The following is a 15,322-nucleotide window of genomic DNA, read 5'->3' on the forward strand; positions in this document are numbered from 1 at the left end:
CTGTTTAAAACTCTAAACTAATAAGAACAAAACAAAAAAAAATAAAAAAATTAAGGAACTGATCTGCTGTAGAGTTTTCCTTCTAGTGCTAGTTTGTACATTTCTGCTACGTATGGGTTTCTTGCAGGCGTTTCCGCACCCAGCTCCACCAAACGTGCATATACCCTAACTACATAGGCCAAAGCACCCATAAATGCTACTACTACACCCATGTTAAACATCCAGTGGTTTGGTACAGAGAATATCTCTTCAACAAACCAAAAGTGCCACATTTCATTGATACCTATAGTAAACATGGTTGCCAAGTAACCGATAATGGTGATCTTTAGACCAGTATTCATTGAATTGTTTGGTCCTCGAAGTACTGGAACTCTTCTGTCATACATTGCAACAAATCCCCAACCTAATGGAAGTGCAATAAAGTGACTGTACAACCACCAGTGAGCTGGTGTAAATGCACTATCTCTAATTGCTGTTTGGTGTAGTGATCCATCAACAAAGTTATCTACTTCTACTGATGCAGCAATAGATCCTAGCATGATGACCATCAGATAGATCTTTTTTAGTCTTTGAATTTCAACTTCTTTTGGAATTAATGCTGGCATTTGGGCCATAATCTTTCTTCAACATATCTTCCAGATTTAGGTATATAAGATATTAAGTATAAAAGTTACAAATGCAAATAGGACAATATATAGAAAATACTATTCTTATATGTCAATAGTATAGAAATTATATAAAAGTGAACAAATAATGGATATTGTGAAGTAAAGCATAGCTGATTAGCGGGAGTGATAAAAAGGTCCAAACGATAAATAATTAGTTATCTCTAAATTGAGATGTTGGATCCATTCATCTTTTTTGATCTGGGACAAACTTTGATTGATGAATGGAGTTTTGTAGCCTATTTTGATAACCTGTTGTTTAAGACTCTCAACGACTATGGTGCAAGAGTAGATCGGAGAAACTATACTGCACTGAGAAATAATTTAATTCTGGATAGAAAGTTTGGAACTTCTGGATTTTTGGAACTGGTCCCTCTAATATCTAAACTAATTCTCCCCCGTGGATATGAATCAACGATTAACGATGTTTTGATGGAAGATTTACTACGTAACAAGAGAGAGTTAATCAAATTGTTCGACGAAGTTCCTAAAATAATTCCGCAGTTGTCCAAAAAATATTCCCTGGGAATTATTAGCAACAATTCATCAGGTTCTGCAAACCTGCTACGAAGACATGATCTCGATAAGTATTTTGATGTGGTGTGCTTGTCTGAAAATATCGGTTTTAAGAAACCGGATCATAACATATTTCAAAAGGCACTGGCTGATGCAAATTTAAGTATCAATAAATGCATAATGGTCGGAGATAGATTAGACATAGATATAATGCCAGCTAATGAGCTTGGGATGAAGACTATTCGTACTCTGAATTCTTTGTACAAAATTCAAAGAGCTAGAAATGAGAAGGAAACACCGCTATTTACAATAAATTCTTTAACAGAATTACCTGAGATATTGTTACGCATTGGTTAGGCCGACTCTATCAATTTCGATATGTTTTTCCAGTGGTCATCAAGCTCGTCTGCTGGGATATTTTTCTTGTCAAATAATGAATGAATTGACCTATTTCTTTCTGATTCAGAAGCTGGAATAATGTGTACATGGAAATGGGGAATCTCTTGCCCTGCGTCCCTCCCATTATGAATGCTTATTAGTGATGAACTACCATCCATCGCCTTTTCAATTTTATCAGTCAAAAAATGTAGTGCACTAAAAATATCACTATTTTCGCCAATGCTTAGATCCTGAATTTTAGGTCTGTGAGTTTTAGAAATTAAAAGCGAATGACCTTTTCTTAAGGGAAACGCATCTAAAATCGCAATTGAATGTTCAGTTTCATATATTTTTCTGGTCTTTATGTTACCTTTTATGATTTCACAAAATACACACTTGTTTGGACTCATCATATTTATTCCTAAATGTGCTCATAATAATAAAAGATTACAATATATTCTGATTCACCAAGATTAATAAAATTGAACTAAAAAGGATATGACATGAATAAAACATCAATTCATGAGAGGCCTTTAGTTACAATTCTGATGAACGAAAATATTGCCAAGAGTTTAAGCGATCCTCATAGGCTAAAAATTTTGGATTTTCTTTACCATAGAAATCTGTCGACTAGAAATCTGTTTGATTTATTAAAAAAAGCTAAATACGATATAGCCATGACTACCTTGAGACATCATATATTAATACTGAAAAAAAATGGTTTGATAAGTATCCAAAGAAAAGAAGAGGTTAAAGGGAAATTGGTAAAGTACTACAAATCCAATGTAAAGATGTTAGTATATGAAAATTTTCCATTTGTGACCTTTGCACGAGATAGTAAGGAAATTGTCAACTTGTTATATCCAAAACTCTACAAAGTTATAAAAAAAATTATCATAAATGAAAAGGATTTGATCTCCACTATTTTATCTGATGTTAAATCAAGATGCAAAATATGTAGAACTTATCACTACGCGGAATTTTTACTTTTTATGGTTTTTAACATGGTTATAGCAAAAGTATTGCGAAAATTACTCAAGACAGTTTTGTCCCCAACGGTATAGTTTTTGGTTTCGATTATAGCGGTTGTTATAAAGCAAATAACGGCACTAATAATGCTATTTCAAATCAGGCAATCCCAGATCCTCTTTTTTGAGATTGCAAACATTATTTTAAAATACTAAAAAGTTCTTAAATTATCTAACTCATGTCCCCTTTTCTTTTACTTAAGAATGTAAATAAGATCTTCCCTATTCATAGAAATTTGTTTAGTTTTTTTTCAAAGTCCAATCATATTCGAAAAGTAATAGATAACGTATCATTGGAGGTGGGCGCAGGCGAAGTAATGGTTCTAGCTGGCGAATCTGGATCCGGAAAAACAACTTTGGCCAAGCTCATAATGGGATCACTAACACCAGACAGCGGCACGATCTACTTTGAAGGAAATGATGTTCAAGTTTTGAAAAAGAAAAAAAAGTTTTATTCATTGATACAAATGATCCATCAGGATCCTTATAGTTCGCTTAACCCGCATCTCAAGGTTAAAGATATAGTTATGGAGCCACTAAAAATACATGATAGAGGATCCAGTAGTAAGGAAGAAAAAATAGAGCAAGTACGTATCGCTTTACGTAGAACTAAACTTGAACCAGTAGATGAATTTTTAGATAAATATCCGACAATGCTCTCAGGGGGACAAAGACAGCGTGTTTCTATTGCACGGGCTATTGTAAAAATTCCCAAGTTAATTATCGCTGACGAACCAGTTTCCATGCTGGATATTTCTGTTAGAGCCGAAATCTTATCATTGCTTAATGATTTGAGGAAATCTCTGAATATTTCTATTATATATATTACTCATGATCTCGCTACTTCTAGATTTATCGGTGACAAGATTGGAATAATGTTTGCAGGAAATATTGTGGAATATGGGGATATCGATGAGGTATTACACAACCCACTTCATCCATATACTTGGATGTTACTTGATGCCGTTACATTTGCTTCTACTGAATCCAAATTCTACAAGACTTTCTCTGGCTCGAATACTTCTGCTGCTGCTTTGCCATTAAAAGGGTGCAAATTTTACAACCGTTGCAAATTATCTTTTGCTGATTGCACCCAAGATATCCAACAATTTAATATCAATAAGAAGCATGCTGTTTCATGTTTTTATTACAAAAATGTCGTTACCAACCTAAACTAGAATAATCTTAAAATTTCGATTCTCTTGCCAAGAATACTTTTAGAGTTATCAAATCACTGTGCTTCCACTTTTACCTTGCTAGGATGATTATATTTTACCACTTGAGATATTCCGTTCTTTGGATAAACTCCAAAGATTAGATCTGATTTAGCAACTGTAGAATCTTTAAGGGTTACCATTATTATCTGGTTATTTATGGATCTTAGCATTAATATTTTTGATAACCTGTCAGTATTTTGAGCGTCGAGGTGAGCATCTACTTCATCCATCAGATAAAAAGGGGATGGTTTAAGGGACTGCAAGGCTAGGAGAAATACTATAGCTGCCATTGTCTTCTCACCACCAGATAAGGAGGTAGATTCTCTTGCAGGTTTGTTGGGAAACTGTACCATCAACAGGATTCCTCCCGAAAAAATATTTTCCGGATTTTCTAGTTCTAACCAAGCGTTACCACCTGTAATATCAGAAAAAGTCTTTCTTATATCTTCATCAACCTTTCTAAAAGCATCTATGAATTGATTTTCTTTTTCCTTTGCTATCTCCTCAATGAAACCCACGATTGAATTTCTCTCTTCCTCAAGTTGATTTCTTTTGTCGGATAATCCCCTATATCCTTCTATTATTTCCAAATATGTTTCGTCTGCCCTAAAGTTAACTTGATCTTTGATACCCTCAAATTCTTCTTTTAATTCACGATAAAGTGTATCCACATCAAAACTTTCCAGCAATGTTTTGTGACCCAATCTTGCAAGTTCATTACTCTGATTTACAAATTGATTTTCTAAATCCATGATATCTTTTCTCAGAAATCCTAGGTCTTTATCTAATTGATTTAATTCTCGACTAGTACTTTTCTCTTGCTCACTCAGTCTTTTGTTTATATTTTCATACTCTTGCAATTTTGTATACGTTAAACTAGATGATTGTATTATTTCATCCTCTTTTTCTCTCAAAATTTTCATTTCTGACTCAATTCTTTGGCTTTCTAATATGGCCTTATCCAAGAAATTTTTCTTCTCAATCTTCTCGACTTGTAGGCTTTCATATGCCTCTTTGGCTCGGTTGTATAAACGTGAATTACTTTCCAAATTGTTTGCAGTCATGGATTCTGTCAGCTTTAGCTGATTTAGTTTGATGTTAAGAGATTCCATTTCTGCAACAATTGAATTTTTCTCCTCTTCTATCTTTTCTATACCTTTATGATCTATTCTTTCTTCTATTTCTCTTATTAGTAAATTGAGCCTTTCAATGGTATTTATTATGATTGTGAATCTCTTTTCAAAATATTTTAAATCAAGGAAAAGCTTGTCAAGAAATGAACTGTGTTCTGCATTTAAAGTATAAAGTCGATTTAAATTCTTTTGATTTGTAGATATTACATTCTCTGCTTCCTTTATTTTCTCTATGATATTGGATCTTTCGTGATCGTAATTATCAAGTTCTTTTGATTTGGCGATTCTTAATTCATTGAGATCATTTAGTTCTTTAACTCTTAGCTTGGTCAATTCCCTTAACTTTTCTATATTTATTTTTAGATTTTCGATAGAATCAGAAAGTAACAAGTCCTTTGTAATATCTGCAATCTTTGAACCATAATCGAATTGCATCAGAGATAAATCCGGGAAAAAGATTTCTCCAGTTATCGATACTGCTTTAAATCCTTTTTTAGATAGTATATAGGCGGTCAATGGATTCTTTGTGAGTATTATATTTCCAAACAAGAATTCTGACAAGTATGGTATCTTGCTAGATACAAAGTCTGATAGAACCCCTAGAACTGATGGATTATCTTCTACGTTTCTTATTCTATCTACTACAAGCAATTCCTGTGGAATGATTTTTAAAAAATTTATTCCCTTGTTTTTGGAAAATTCAGCAAGTGTGATCATACTTTTGATATCTTTGACTACTATTGATTTCATCCATTCGTTTCCTGATGCTATTACGGCCTTTTGATATTTTTCGTTCCACGTTAGTAAATTAAATACGTATCCTATTACTCCTAGATTCTCAAAATCTTTTGATAAAGTTGCAATGGCATAGTCTTCTGTCAAACTATTCTTTGCAAGTTTGATCTTTTCATCATATTTTATGATTACTTTATCTGCATTTTCTATAACCGACTTTGATGTATTTGTCTCTTTGTTCATTTTTAGAAATTTTTCCTCAATTTTTTCTTTTTCACCCCTAAATGCATTTAATTCCTTGTCCATGAGGGTAATTTTTGATCTTGAATTACTTACTATCCTTTCAATTTCTTTATTTCTTGCAAGTATTTGAAATATTTGTGAATCGTTCTCTTTTATCTTTGATGAATCGTTCTTAATGTTCTCTTCTAATCTGGCAATGTTTATTTCGATTTTGCCCTTTATAGGTATCAATTTGTTTATTCTATTTATCAAGAAATTCTTTTGATTTATATCATCCGAATTTGATTTCTTTATTTCATTAAATTGCTTATTTTTCGCCTCCAGTGAATTTCTCAGATTAATTTGAGTCTCTTCTAAAGAACGGATTTCTGGTTCGATCTTTTTGAGTTGGAGCTGAAGTTCATTAATTTTCTTCTGATGTGTTTCCTGTTCAATCTTATTTGATTTTTCATTCTGTACAATCTGATTAAAATGATATTCTGCTTCCTTAAGAGCGGATCTTGTCTTTTGATATTCGAAGTTTGCCGCCGATAGTTTCTTTTCGTGCATCATTTTCTCATTGGTAGAGGCGTTTGCTTGAATAAGAAACTGTTCCTTATCTTTATTTGCATTTTCAATTTGTGAGCTTAATTCATCCAATTTTTTTGAAATTTCTATATTTTTCTCCTCCTTGTTTTTTTGCTCTTCTTTAAACTCTGCAATTTTATTTGTTAGGTTATTGAGACTTCCAGATAATCTAATAGCCTTTAACCTGTTAATTTCTGATTCTATTTGCGAATATCTATGTTGATAGTTTCTTTCCTCTTCTAACTCATCAATTCTGTTTCTAACCTCGCCCATTTTGGCCAAAGCTATTTCTAGCCTTCTGTCTGATTCTTCCAGTTGCTTATAGGCTTGCTCTTTTTTTTCATCAAAATACGATAGCCCGATGATATCTTCTATGATTTTTCTCCTATCTTCTGAATTGAGTTCGGAAATCCTTGTGATCATTCCCTGCTGAACAATGTTAAGTTTATTGGGCGAAGCTACTACTATTTCCATTAGTTCTAGAATGTTATTTCTTGACACCCTTTTCTTATTCAGATAATATTGACTTTCACCTGTATTGCCTCCAGACATTTCTCTTGTAATGGTAACAAGATTGTCATCTATTGGGATCCCTCTATCCTCATTGTCAAATGTTACACTTACTTTTACCACTTTGTGAGGGTTATCACTAGCATCACTATCATGAAATAATGACTGAAACTTGTCTACTCGAAGAGCCTTTGGGCTATTCTCTCCTAGAGCGAATATAATGGCATCAAGGATATTGCTTTTTCCAGACCCATTTGGACCGGTCACTGCTATTAATCCCTTCTGAAAATTTAAAGAAATATTCTTTGAACCAAATGATTTAAATCCAAAAACATCTAATTTTTTAATATAAACCAAAATTATATTGTATTCCTATGGTCCTTTTCTTTATTATTTCTTTTTGTTTTTTAACTACTAATTATAGCTGTTACTGTTATTTTGGTGTAAATTTTGAATGGTAATTACTTTGACCCGCCTTAAATTGTTAGGTTTACTTGAACCATCTGAATTGGGCAAAAATGTATCACTTGACTCAAGTATCTTGTAGTCGTGAGCTGGTATGAGGGAAATTATTTTTTCAAAGTCTACATTATCGTCTACAACAATCTGAATAGTCCCGCCATGATTTAATTTTGAGCTATAAGAATGAAGCAAGTTCTTCAAAATTCTTTCCTTATTCACAGTTTTTCTGGATTTATCATAAAAGATAGTAACTATGAAATTATCCACAGATTTATCTTTTATAAAAGGAAGGATATTTTCGCTGTTACCGGGCAATATTTCCAAGTTGTTGATTTGAATACCGGATAGTTTTGCTTGTGTATTGATTATTTCTATTTTGTCTTTTACAATACCGATGAAATATTCGTTCCTTTTCTTTAGAGCATTATTTATTAAAAAATCACAACTACTTGTCTTTACGTCTATGTTTATTTTTTCATACTTTGTTTTGGCATCTAAAATTAGATTGTTTATTTTATTGGCTGGGTTACCTTCATGAAAAAATTGGTACACATTATCCCATTTTTGCCTAAATACGTCTGGAAAATTCTTTCTTGTTATGATTTCTTTAAATAGAGAACCTTCTGAAAATAATGATAAAAATCTATCAGTTCTAGAAACTGCCTCAACTATTGGAAAATCTAATTCTTCATATAATTTAACTACTCTGTTCCAGGCTAGGAGAGGGTCTGAACTTAAATATGTTACCGATAAATCTGAAAGTGATAGAATTTCTGCGATCAAATTGATTTTTTCTACCGAAATCTCTTCACTATCTATTTCCTTTAGCAACTGATTAAAACTGTTATAAGCCTTCTGGTTAAATGGATAATCTGTTCTCCAGATTAGAGCTTCAACTATTTTGCTTTCGACATTGACTTTTCTGTCCGCAAGCATTTCTGGATGCGTAGTTGCGAACTCCTGCGGAGGCAATAATGAAGACTCGTATTTTCTGAAAAATCTGATGAATTCATCATTTGTCAACATAAAATATGCATCATGAATTCTTGTTCTCTTTAATTCCGCTATGGTGCTTGAAACTGTAGGTACTCTTGAATATCTTAATTCATAATGAGATGTGCCAATTACAGGATCGTAGTCATGCAGCAAAGCAGCCACCACCATTATTTCAAAGTCTTTACTAGTGATGGTATATCCATGTATTTCCTTTGGTAACATATTGAGGCTCATATACGTGACCTCTAGTGAATGGTGTAAGTTGTGATATTCACTTGAGCCTTCCCCCAAACCCAGCTTTTCATACTCTTTTTTTAGGAACTCTGTCAACGTATGCAGTTTATCAAGGGACATTTCATTGATTCCCACTGCTTTTGATTTTATTAGAATTGATTCGATTAAGTAGTCTAAAGTTAAACCCGACAAATTTTCATTTGTGTATTGAATTTGTCTCTTTTTAGCACCAGGGAGGATATCTTTTGCTTTGTTATATACTATTCGTATTGGGAGACTTTTGTTTAAATAAGTATAGAAAGATGTGAGTATATTTCCTGTATTCTTAAGTACGGGTTTTTCTTTAAATAGGATTTCGTCAATTATTTGGGGAATGTTCTTATTAACGTTAGATATTTTATTCGTTATTGTATTTATTTCCACCTGAGAGAACATATTAAATCTCTTGTATTCTGTATTTAATACCAGCCACTGTGGTATCATGACTTTAAAAACTGTGATTGAATTATCGTCTACTAATGATCTTGTGTTCCTAGACATCGACCCTATATTATTGGTATATCGTATTATTATGATAACGTTCCCTTTTCCTTTATTAAATGAGAGGCTGGCATCCTTTACTACTTGCAATTTTACATTCTTGTTTATTTTTTGTAACTCTAAGAGCATCTTCCAATATTTACCCTTATCGAGCCAATGCGGTACTTCGTTTTCTCTGTCCCAGAAATCTACCAAACGGTGATATGCATAACCTTCTTCTGGCTGGTTTGTTTCTGGATTCAAGGTTTCGCAATCATATTCTCCGATGAGCGGGTCCAATTTACGACTAGCGTGCCATGTATCTCTGACTAATTTAGTACCATACTCAAACTGTGTGTGCGCCATCAGACCCCATACACACCCCAATGCACTGGTAATCGAAAATAACAAATTTATCCAATCCTTGTTCCAATCAAATTTCTCATTCAAAAAAAGGTCAGACAATAGTGGGATGGCAAATATACCTGTGCTAATCATAGAGGTAAAAGATAAAGCAATAAAAAAATATGCAGCATAATCGTAATGAGATAGATTAAATGTCCATTTTTTAGACTTTATGGTAGAATTACCTTCTACAGTCAATTAACTCCACACCCAATTGGAAATCGGGCACCGTCTAATTTTCCATTTATTGATATTTAATTTAATTTATCCCTCTTTCTATTTTATGAATGTTATTTTTAAGATCTCTGCTTTAATGCTAAGAATAAAGTGACTAGCTGTTATTATCATTATTAGGTCAAGGTCAAAAGCTACATCATCAATATGATAGGAAACAAAGACCAGATGTATAGGGAACTAGTAAACATCCATCTTTCTTGCCTTATTTTCAACATTGTTTATAATGTTCTTTGAAGCTGAAAGCTGAGTTTGAGGATTAAAGATAACTTTTAGTTCCTCTTTGCTAATATTATCAGTGATTTCAGGTTCACTTATTAGTGCATCATAAAAATGCTTGTGATTTTCTGCTGCATTAAAGGCTATGGATTGGATACTCCTATATGCCTTAACCCTTGGAAGACCCTTTAATATCAATCCTTGAAGAACAAACTCTGCAAATATTTGACCGTTTGTTAATTCAATATTCTTTTGAATTTTGTCTGTATTTATTTTCAATCCCGATATGATTTTTACCATCGTACCTATCATATCGTCGATTAAAATAGATGCCATTGGAATTATGAAACGCTCGTTAGCAGAATTTGATAGATCCCTTTCATGCCATAATGCAATATTTTCTAAAGAAACATTTAGATTTGATCTAATAATTCTGGCCAAAGAAGAAATCCTTTCACTCTTTATAGGGTTTCTTTTTACTGGTACTGCACTACTCCCCATTTGTCCTTTTTTAAATGATTCTTGAACCTCATCAATTTCAGTTCGTTGTAAATTTCTAATTTCAATAGCCATTTTATCAAGGGTGGAAGATACAAGCGTAATTATGAACATCATCTCCGCATACCTTTCTCTTTGAATTACTTGAGTAGCGGCCTCTGTAGGAAATAGGTCCAATTCATTTGCGACGACTTTTTGAACTTCGAGCGCTTTCTCTCTCATCAATGAACCTGTTCCAACTACCCCCAAGGTCTTACACAACAAGAATCTTTTTTTACCTTCGTTAATTCTCGTCAAATCATCTAGTAACTCGTTTGCCCAAATAGCAAATTTGAGTCCAAATGCAGTGATGCTGGCATGTTGTCCATGTGTTCTACCCACTGAAGGCAAATCCTGATATTTTCTCGCTTTATCCAGCAATTCTTTTATCAATTGTTGTAATTTTGTTTCAATAATTCTAAATACATCTCGCATCTGCATGGAAGTGCTGCTATCTACTACATCATTACTTGTTAATCCGTAATGAACCCACGGTTTAGAGCTTTCCGAGCATAATTCGCTGATTGCTTCAACTATTGCCGCTATATCGTGATCACTTACACTTTCTAATTCTTTAACTCTTTTTACTGTAATTCTATTCGACAAAACTACATTTTTTATATCGGCTGCTGCTGCTTTTGGAATCATGTTTAGTTTAGCTTGTGCGTTGGCCACTTCAGCTTCGAAGGTCAATTCATAATGTAATTTTGTTTCTTCCTCAAAAATAGCCTTCATTTCTTTTGTTCCATATCTTCCACTATCAATAGGTAAAATCGGCATCAGTCTAGAATCAAATATGAATTATCTAATTTATTATTTAGGATGATTAATATTTGCCAAAATTCGATTATTTATCTTAAAAGGTATAATGTCTGGTTCATTAGTAACAAAAAATGGTAAACATGTAGTTAACAAAATTTCAGATAATCAGTTTCAGATAGAGAGGGATAAATCGAGAGGAATGAATGTTCCAGTCACAGTATTCGCAAATGATCTATTGATTTCCAAAATGACGTTAGATAGAACACTCGATCAGGCGGTCAATGTCACAACTCTGCCTGGCGTCAAAAAGCATATGGTTGTACTTCCTGATGGACATGAGGGCTACGGCTTTCCAGTTGGCGGAGTAGCTGCATCTGATTTCGAGGAAGGGATAATTAGCCCCGGTGGAGTCGGCTATGATATCAATTGTGGAGTTAGATTGATTCGAACTAATTTACTGGAATCTGATATCCATTCAAAACTCAAACACTTGGTGGATTCTCTATTTTCATCTATTCCAACTGGTGTGGGAAGTGAAGGGGCTATTAAGCTGACCAACGCGGAACTAGATGATTTGCTTGTTGATGGAGCAAAGTGGTCTGTGGAACATGGTTACGGTATGGATAGTGATCTGGAATCATGTGAAGAGGGCGGAAAGATGAATGGCGCAGACCCCGTTAACATTTCGGCCAATGCAAGGAAAAGAGGCTCGATGCAATTAGGCAGCCTCGGTTCGGGGAATCACTTTCTTGAGATCCAAAAGGTAGACAAGATACTTGATAAGGAAGCAGCAAGTGCCATGGGTATTTCACGGGAAGGAGAGATACAGATCCTAATACATTGTGGTTCTCGTGGATTCGGACATCAAGTTTGTTCAGATTATCTTAGGTTATCAGAACAAGCCATGAAAAAATATGATTTAAATGTAATAGACAGGGAGTTGGCTTGTGTACCCAATATTTCGACAGAGGGAGAAAGTTACAGAAAATCTATGTTCTCTGCATTGAATTTTGCATGGGCAAATAGACAAATGCTTACTCACTGGACGAGGATGACATTTCAAAAGGTTCTAAATCTACGAGAAGAGGATCTGGAAATGAAGCTAGTATATGATGTGTCTCATAACATTGCAAAGGTTGAACATCATAAAATTGATGGTGAAGGTTCTCGTGACTTGGTAGTACATAGAAAAGGTGCCACGCGTGCATTCCCATATGGAATGGAACAACTTCCTTCAAGGTTTCGGTCTATCGGTCAACCTGTGATTATACCAGGATCGATGGGTACAGCAAGCTGGGTTCTCTTAGGTTCTCCAAAATCTATGGATCTTAGCTTTGGATCCACGGCACATGGCGCAGGAAGAACTATGTCAAGATCAGAGGCAAAAAGAACCCATACACTAGAAAGTGTAAAGAAAAAATTAGAGTCAAGAGGAATATATGTTAGATCTTTGACCAAAAATGGACTAATTGAAGAATCACCGGATGCATACAAGGATGTAGACATGGTTGCGGATGTATCACACAACGTTGGGATCGCGACTAAAGTCGTTAGACTTGTCCCTCTGGGAGTTATTAAAGGTTAAATTGGACGCAGGTAAGAATTCAGGCATGGATGATCCAGATCTTGAATTAATTAAAAAACGAAAGATGAGGAAATTACAGGAACAATTGGCATTCAGAGAAAGGCAGGAGCAAGAGAAGGCGAAGGAGAAGGACAAGAATAATTTGGAACTCCAAAATCAAATAAATAAACAAAAATCTAACGAAATTGATTCCGAAAGGAACTTTTTGCTGCGCCACATGTATGACAGAGGGGATGAGGTTCTAAAACTTGCAGAACAACAATACCCATTCCAAACTAAGATGATAATAAAGAGGTTAAATGAACTAATTCGGTTTGGAGAAATCCCTGGAATATCTGGTGGTGATATGCTTAGTGTTTATAGATCACTTGGTCTAAATATCAGGGTTGATACCCATATTTCTATATCAGACCATGGCAAAACAATAAGTTTTTCGGATAAACTAAAACAATCAACAGCTTCAGAACTGGATGAATCGTCCTAAGCTAAGTAAAGTCAATAGGGCTTGCTAGAAGTTTCTTGCCATCATGCTGGCATCCATTTTATATAAACTTTATGGAAAATACTTACACTTTGTTACTATTTTGATTATCTTTTTATGATTAAATTCTACTATAATTAAAACAAAAAAAAATAAAAAAATTAAGGAACTGATCTGCTGTAGAGTTTTCCTTCTAGTGCTAGTTTGTACATTTCTGCTACGTATGGGTTTCTTGCAGGCGTTTCCGCACCCAGCTCCACCAAACGTGCATATACCCTAACTACATAGGCCAAAGCACCCATAAATGCTACTACTACACCCATGTTAAACATCCAGTGGTTTGGTACAGAGAATATCTCTTCAACAAACCAAAAGTGCCACATTTCATTGATACCTATAGTAAACATGGTTGCCAAGTAACCGATAATGGTGATCTTTAGACCAGTATTCATTGAATTGTTTGGTCCTCGTAGTACTGGAACTCTTCTGTCATACATTGCAACAAATCCCCAACCTAATGGAAGTGCAATAAAGTGACTGTACAACCACCAGTGAGCTGGTGTAAATGCACTATCTCTAATTGCTGTTTGGTGTAGTGATCCATCAACAAAGTTATCTACTTCTACTGATGCAGCAATAGATCCTAGCATGATGACCATCAGATAGATCTTTTTTAGCCTTTGAATTTCAACTTCTTTTGGAATTAATGCTGGCATTTGGGCCATAATCTTTCTTCAACATATCTTCCAGATTTAGGTATATAAGATATTAAGTATAAAAGTTACAAATGCAAATAGGACAATATATAGAAAATACTATTCTTATATGTCAATAGTATAGAAATTATATAAAAGTGAACAAATAATGGATATTGTGAAGTAAAGCATAGCTGATTAGCGGGAGTGATAACCGAACATTTAACTAAGAAATTATAGGCTCCACCTTTTGAACCGTTAAGGCATGATTATCGGTGTAAATGTTTGAAATAATTTCTGTCTTGTATACCTGGATATCTGATATGTTTGTGCTATTGCCTTCTTGTAAATCTAACTTATTCTTGATTAGGTTGACAGGATTTATTATTTCATCAGAGTCTATTTTAAAAATAGCGGTAAGATTATCCATCATTTTTCCCTCAGCGGAGGGTATCGAGAAATCTGTTTTTAGATACAACGCTTCTTTGTTTAAATTATCCAATGTATTTACCGTGTGCAACACGTCTACATTGACCAAATTACCAATTTCTGACGCATTGATTATCGTATTTCCAATCTGATTGTTTAAAAAATTATTTACCAGTAACCCGTCATTGATACTGATCTCTATTTTTACAATCCCTTCTGCAAAATTGTTTGAAATATTGTTGGTAGTGTTGTTAGCAGTAGCGGAATCTGGACTTGTTTGAGAAAATGGAAATATTTTTGCACAATTAATATTTACAATACTTTCTGAAGGGACATTAAGAATATTGAAATTACTCTTATATTGTTGATTTACCGCAATCGCTTTCCAAATTATGGTGATTGGAAAATCCTTTTTGTTAAAAATAGTAATATCTGAATCATACTTTCCGGGCCTTAACGGTCCACTATCGTCATCGATTGAACCACAATTGAATCTAGCATAATAGTTCACTGTCAACTCATTTTGCGAAAAATTTGGTTTTGAATTAGTAGTATTAGTGTTGGTTGTAATGGCTGTGGTAGTCTGGCCTAAAACATTTTTGACCGACAAGAATCCACTTTCTCCTCCTACTCCTCCTCCTCCAAAAATGATGACTTGAGTAACTAGAATAGCTAATATGGTATAGAGTTTATAGCGAACCATTCAACAAACGATGTTCTTTTCGTCGATATAATTTTTATCATAAATTTGAATAATAATTATATAGTCAAA

At 34.0% G+C, this 15,322-nt stretch carries 12 protein-coding genes; 5 read left to right on the forward strand and 7 right to left on the reverse strand.

The features are described 5' to 3' along the window. Positions 1–50: 50 nt before the first annotated feature. Positions 51–614 (reverse strand): methane monooxygenase/ammonia monooxygenase subunit C, encoded by a 564-nt coding sequence (locus ACMT7R_RS08215; RefSeq protein ID WP_144732171.1) that lies wholly within the window; start codon positions 612–614, stop codon positions 51–53. A 225-nt stretch (positions 615–839) separates the two neighbouring features. Between ACMT7R_RS08215 and ACMT7R_RS08220 the strand changes: the two genes are divergently transcribed. After that, positions 840–1,538, forward strand: a complete 699-nt coding sequence (locus ACMT7R_RS08220; protein ID WP_415311128.1) for an HAD family hydrolase — start codon at positions 840–842, stop codon at positions 1,536–1,538. Here the strand turns inward: ACMT7R_RS08220 and ACMT7R_RS08225 are convergent. Next, entirely contained in the window at positions 1,535–1,972 is a 438-nt protein-coding gene (locus ACMT7R_RS08225; RefSeq protein WP_415311129.1) for an HIT family protein, read from the reverse strand. The genes ACMT7R_RS08220 and ACMT7R_RS08225 overlap by 4 nt on opposite strands. A gap of 90 nt (positions 1,973–2,062) precedes the next feature. On the opposite strand from ACMT7R_RS08225, the gene ACMT7R_RS08230 reads away from it, so the two are divergent. Continuing rightward, positions 2,063–2,623, forward strand: coding sequence for an ArsR/SmtB family transcription factor (locus tag ACMT7R_RS08230; RefSeq protein ID WP_415311130.1), 561 nt, complete (start codon positions 2,063–2,065; stop codon positions 2,621–2,623). A 200-nt stretch (positions 2,624–2,823) separates the two neighbouring features. Then, positions 2,824–3,765 carry an ABC transporter ATP-binding protein gene (locus ACMT7R_RS08235; RefSeq protein WP_415311131.1) on the forward strand — a complete coding sequence of 314 codons (942 nt, stop codon included), beginning with the start codon at positions 2,824–2,826 and terminating at the stop codon, positions 3,763–3,765. A gap of 53 nt (positions 3,766–3,818) precedes the next feature. On the opposite strand, the gene ACMT7R_RS08240 is transcribed toward ACMT7R_RS08235, so the two are convergent. The 3 genes from ACMT7R_RS08240 to purB all read right to left on the reverse strand — a co-directional run bounded on the left by ACMT7R_RS08240 (position 3,819) and on the right by purB (position 11,378). Then, positions 3,819–7,349 (reverse strand): chromosome segregation SMC family protein, encoded by a 3,531-nt coding sequence (locus ACMT7R_RS08240; RefSeq protein WP_415311132.1) that lies wholly within the window; start codon positions 7,347–7,349, stop codon positions 3,819–3,821. A 57-nt stretch (positions 7,350–7,406) separates the two neighbouring features. Continuing rightward, the gene (locus tag ACMT7R_RS08245) at positions 7,407–9,806 is read right to left on the reverse strand and encodes a hypothetical protein (RefSeq protein ID WP_415311133.1); all 2,400 of its coding nucleotides are present in this window, start codon (positions 9,804–9,806) and stop codon (positions 7,407–7,409) included. A 216-nt stretch (positions 9,807–10,022) separates the two neighbouring features. Continuing rightward, the gene (gene purB, locus ACMT7R_RS08250) at positions 10,023–11,378 is read right to left on the reverse strand and encodes an adenylosuccinate lyase (RefSeq protein WP_415311134.1); all 1,356 of its coding nucleotides are present in this window, start codon (positions 11,376–11,378) and stop codon (positions 10,023–10,025) included. 88 nt (positions 11,379–11,466) lie between these two features. Between purB and ACMT7R_RS08255 the strand changes: the two genes are divergently transcribed. Beyond that, positions 11,467–12,945 (forward strand): RtcB family protein, encoded by a 1,479-nt coding sequence (locus tag ACMT7R_RS08255; RefSeq protein ID WP_415311136.1) that lies wholly within the window; start codon positions 11,467–11,469, stop codon positions 12,943–12,945. 1 nt (position 12,946) lies between these two features. Then, on the forward strand, positions 12,947–13,429 hold the full coding sequence (locus ACMT7R_RS08260) for a hypothetical protein (protein ID WP_415311138.1): 483 nt from the start codon (positions 12,947–12,949) through the stop codon (positions 13,427–13,429). A 158-nt stretch (positions 13,430–13,587) separates the two neighbouring features. Here the strand turns inward: ACMT7R_RS08260 and ACMT7R_RS08265 are convergent, their stop codons facing one another. Next, a complete protein-coding gene (locus tag ACMT7R_RS08265) occupies positions 13,588–14,151 on the reverse strand; it encodes a methane monooxygenase/ammonia monooxygenase subunit C (RefSeq protein ID WP_144732171.1) in 564 nt (187 codons plus the stop codon). 196 nt (positions 14,152–14,347) lie between these two features. Next, on the reverse strand, positions 14,348–15,253 hold the full coding sequence (locus ACMT7R_RS08270; protein ID WP_415311139.1) for a hypothetical protein: 906 nt from the start codon (positions 15,251–15,253) through the stop codon (positions 14,348–14,350). Positions 15,254–15,322: the final 69 nt, after the last annotated feature.

The sequence above is a fragment of the Candidatus Nitrosocosmicus sp. FF01 genome (assembly GCF_047711275.1).
Taxonomy (GTDB): Archaea; Thermoproteota; Nitrososphaeria; order Nitrososphaerales; family Nitrososphaeraceae; genus Nitrosocosmicus.

Excerpts from the sequence above, each read along its gene's own strand:
- ACMT7R_RS08215 (WP_144732171.1), bottom strand. The coding sequence starts at position 614 with ATGGCCCAAATGCCAGCATTAATTCCAAAAGAAGTTGAAATTCAAAGA.
- ACMT7R_RS08220 (WP_415311128.1), top strand. The coding sequence starts at position 840 with ATGTTGGATCCATTCATCTTTTTTGATCTGGGACAAACTTTGATTGAT.
- ACMT7R_RS08225 (WP_415311129.1), bottom strand. The coding sequence starts at position 1,972 with ATGATGAGTCCAAACAAGTGTGTATTTTGTGAAATCATAAAAGGTAAC.
- ACMT7R_RS08230 (WP_415311130.1), top strand. The coding sequence starts at position 2,063 with ATGAATAAAACATCAATTCATGAGAGGCCTTTAGTTACAATTCTGATG.
- purB (WP_415311134.1), bottom strand. The coding sequence starts at position 11,378 with ATGCCGATTTTACCTATTGATAGTGGAAGATATGGAACAAAAGAAATG.
- ACMT7R_RS08255 (WP_415311136.1), top strand. The coding sequence starts at position 11,467 with ATGTCTGGTTCATTAGTAACAAAAAATGGTAAACATGTAGTTAACAAA.
- ACMT7R_RS08265 (WP_144732171.1), bottom strand. The coding sequence starts at position 14,151 with ATGGCCCAAATGCCAGCATTAATTCCAAAAGAAGTTGAAATTCAAAGG.
- ACMT7R_RS08270 (WP_415311139.1), bottom strand. The coding sequence starts at position 15,253 with ATGGTTCGCTATAAACTCTATACCATATTAGCTATTCTAGTTACTCAA.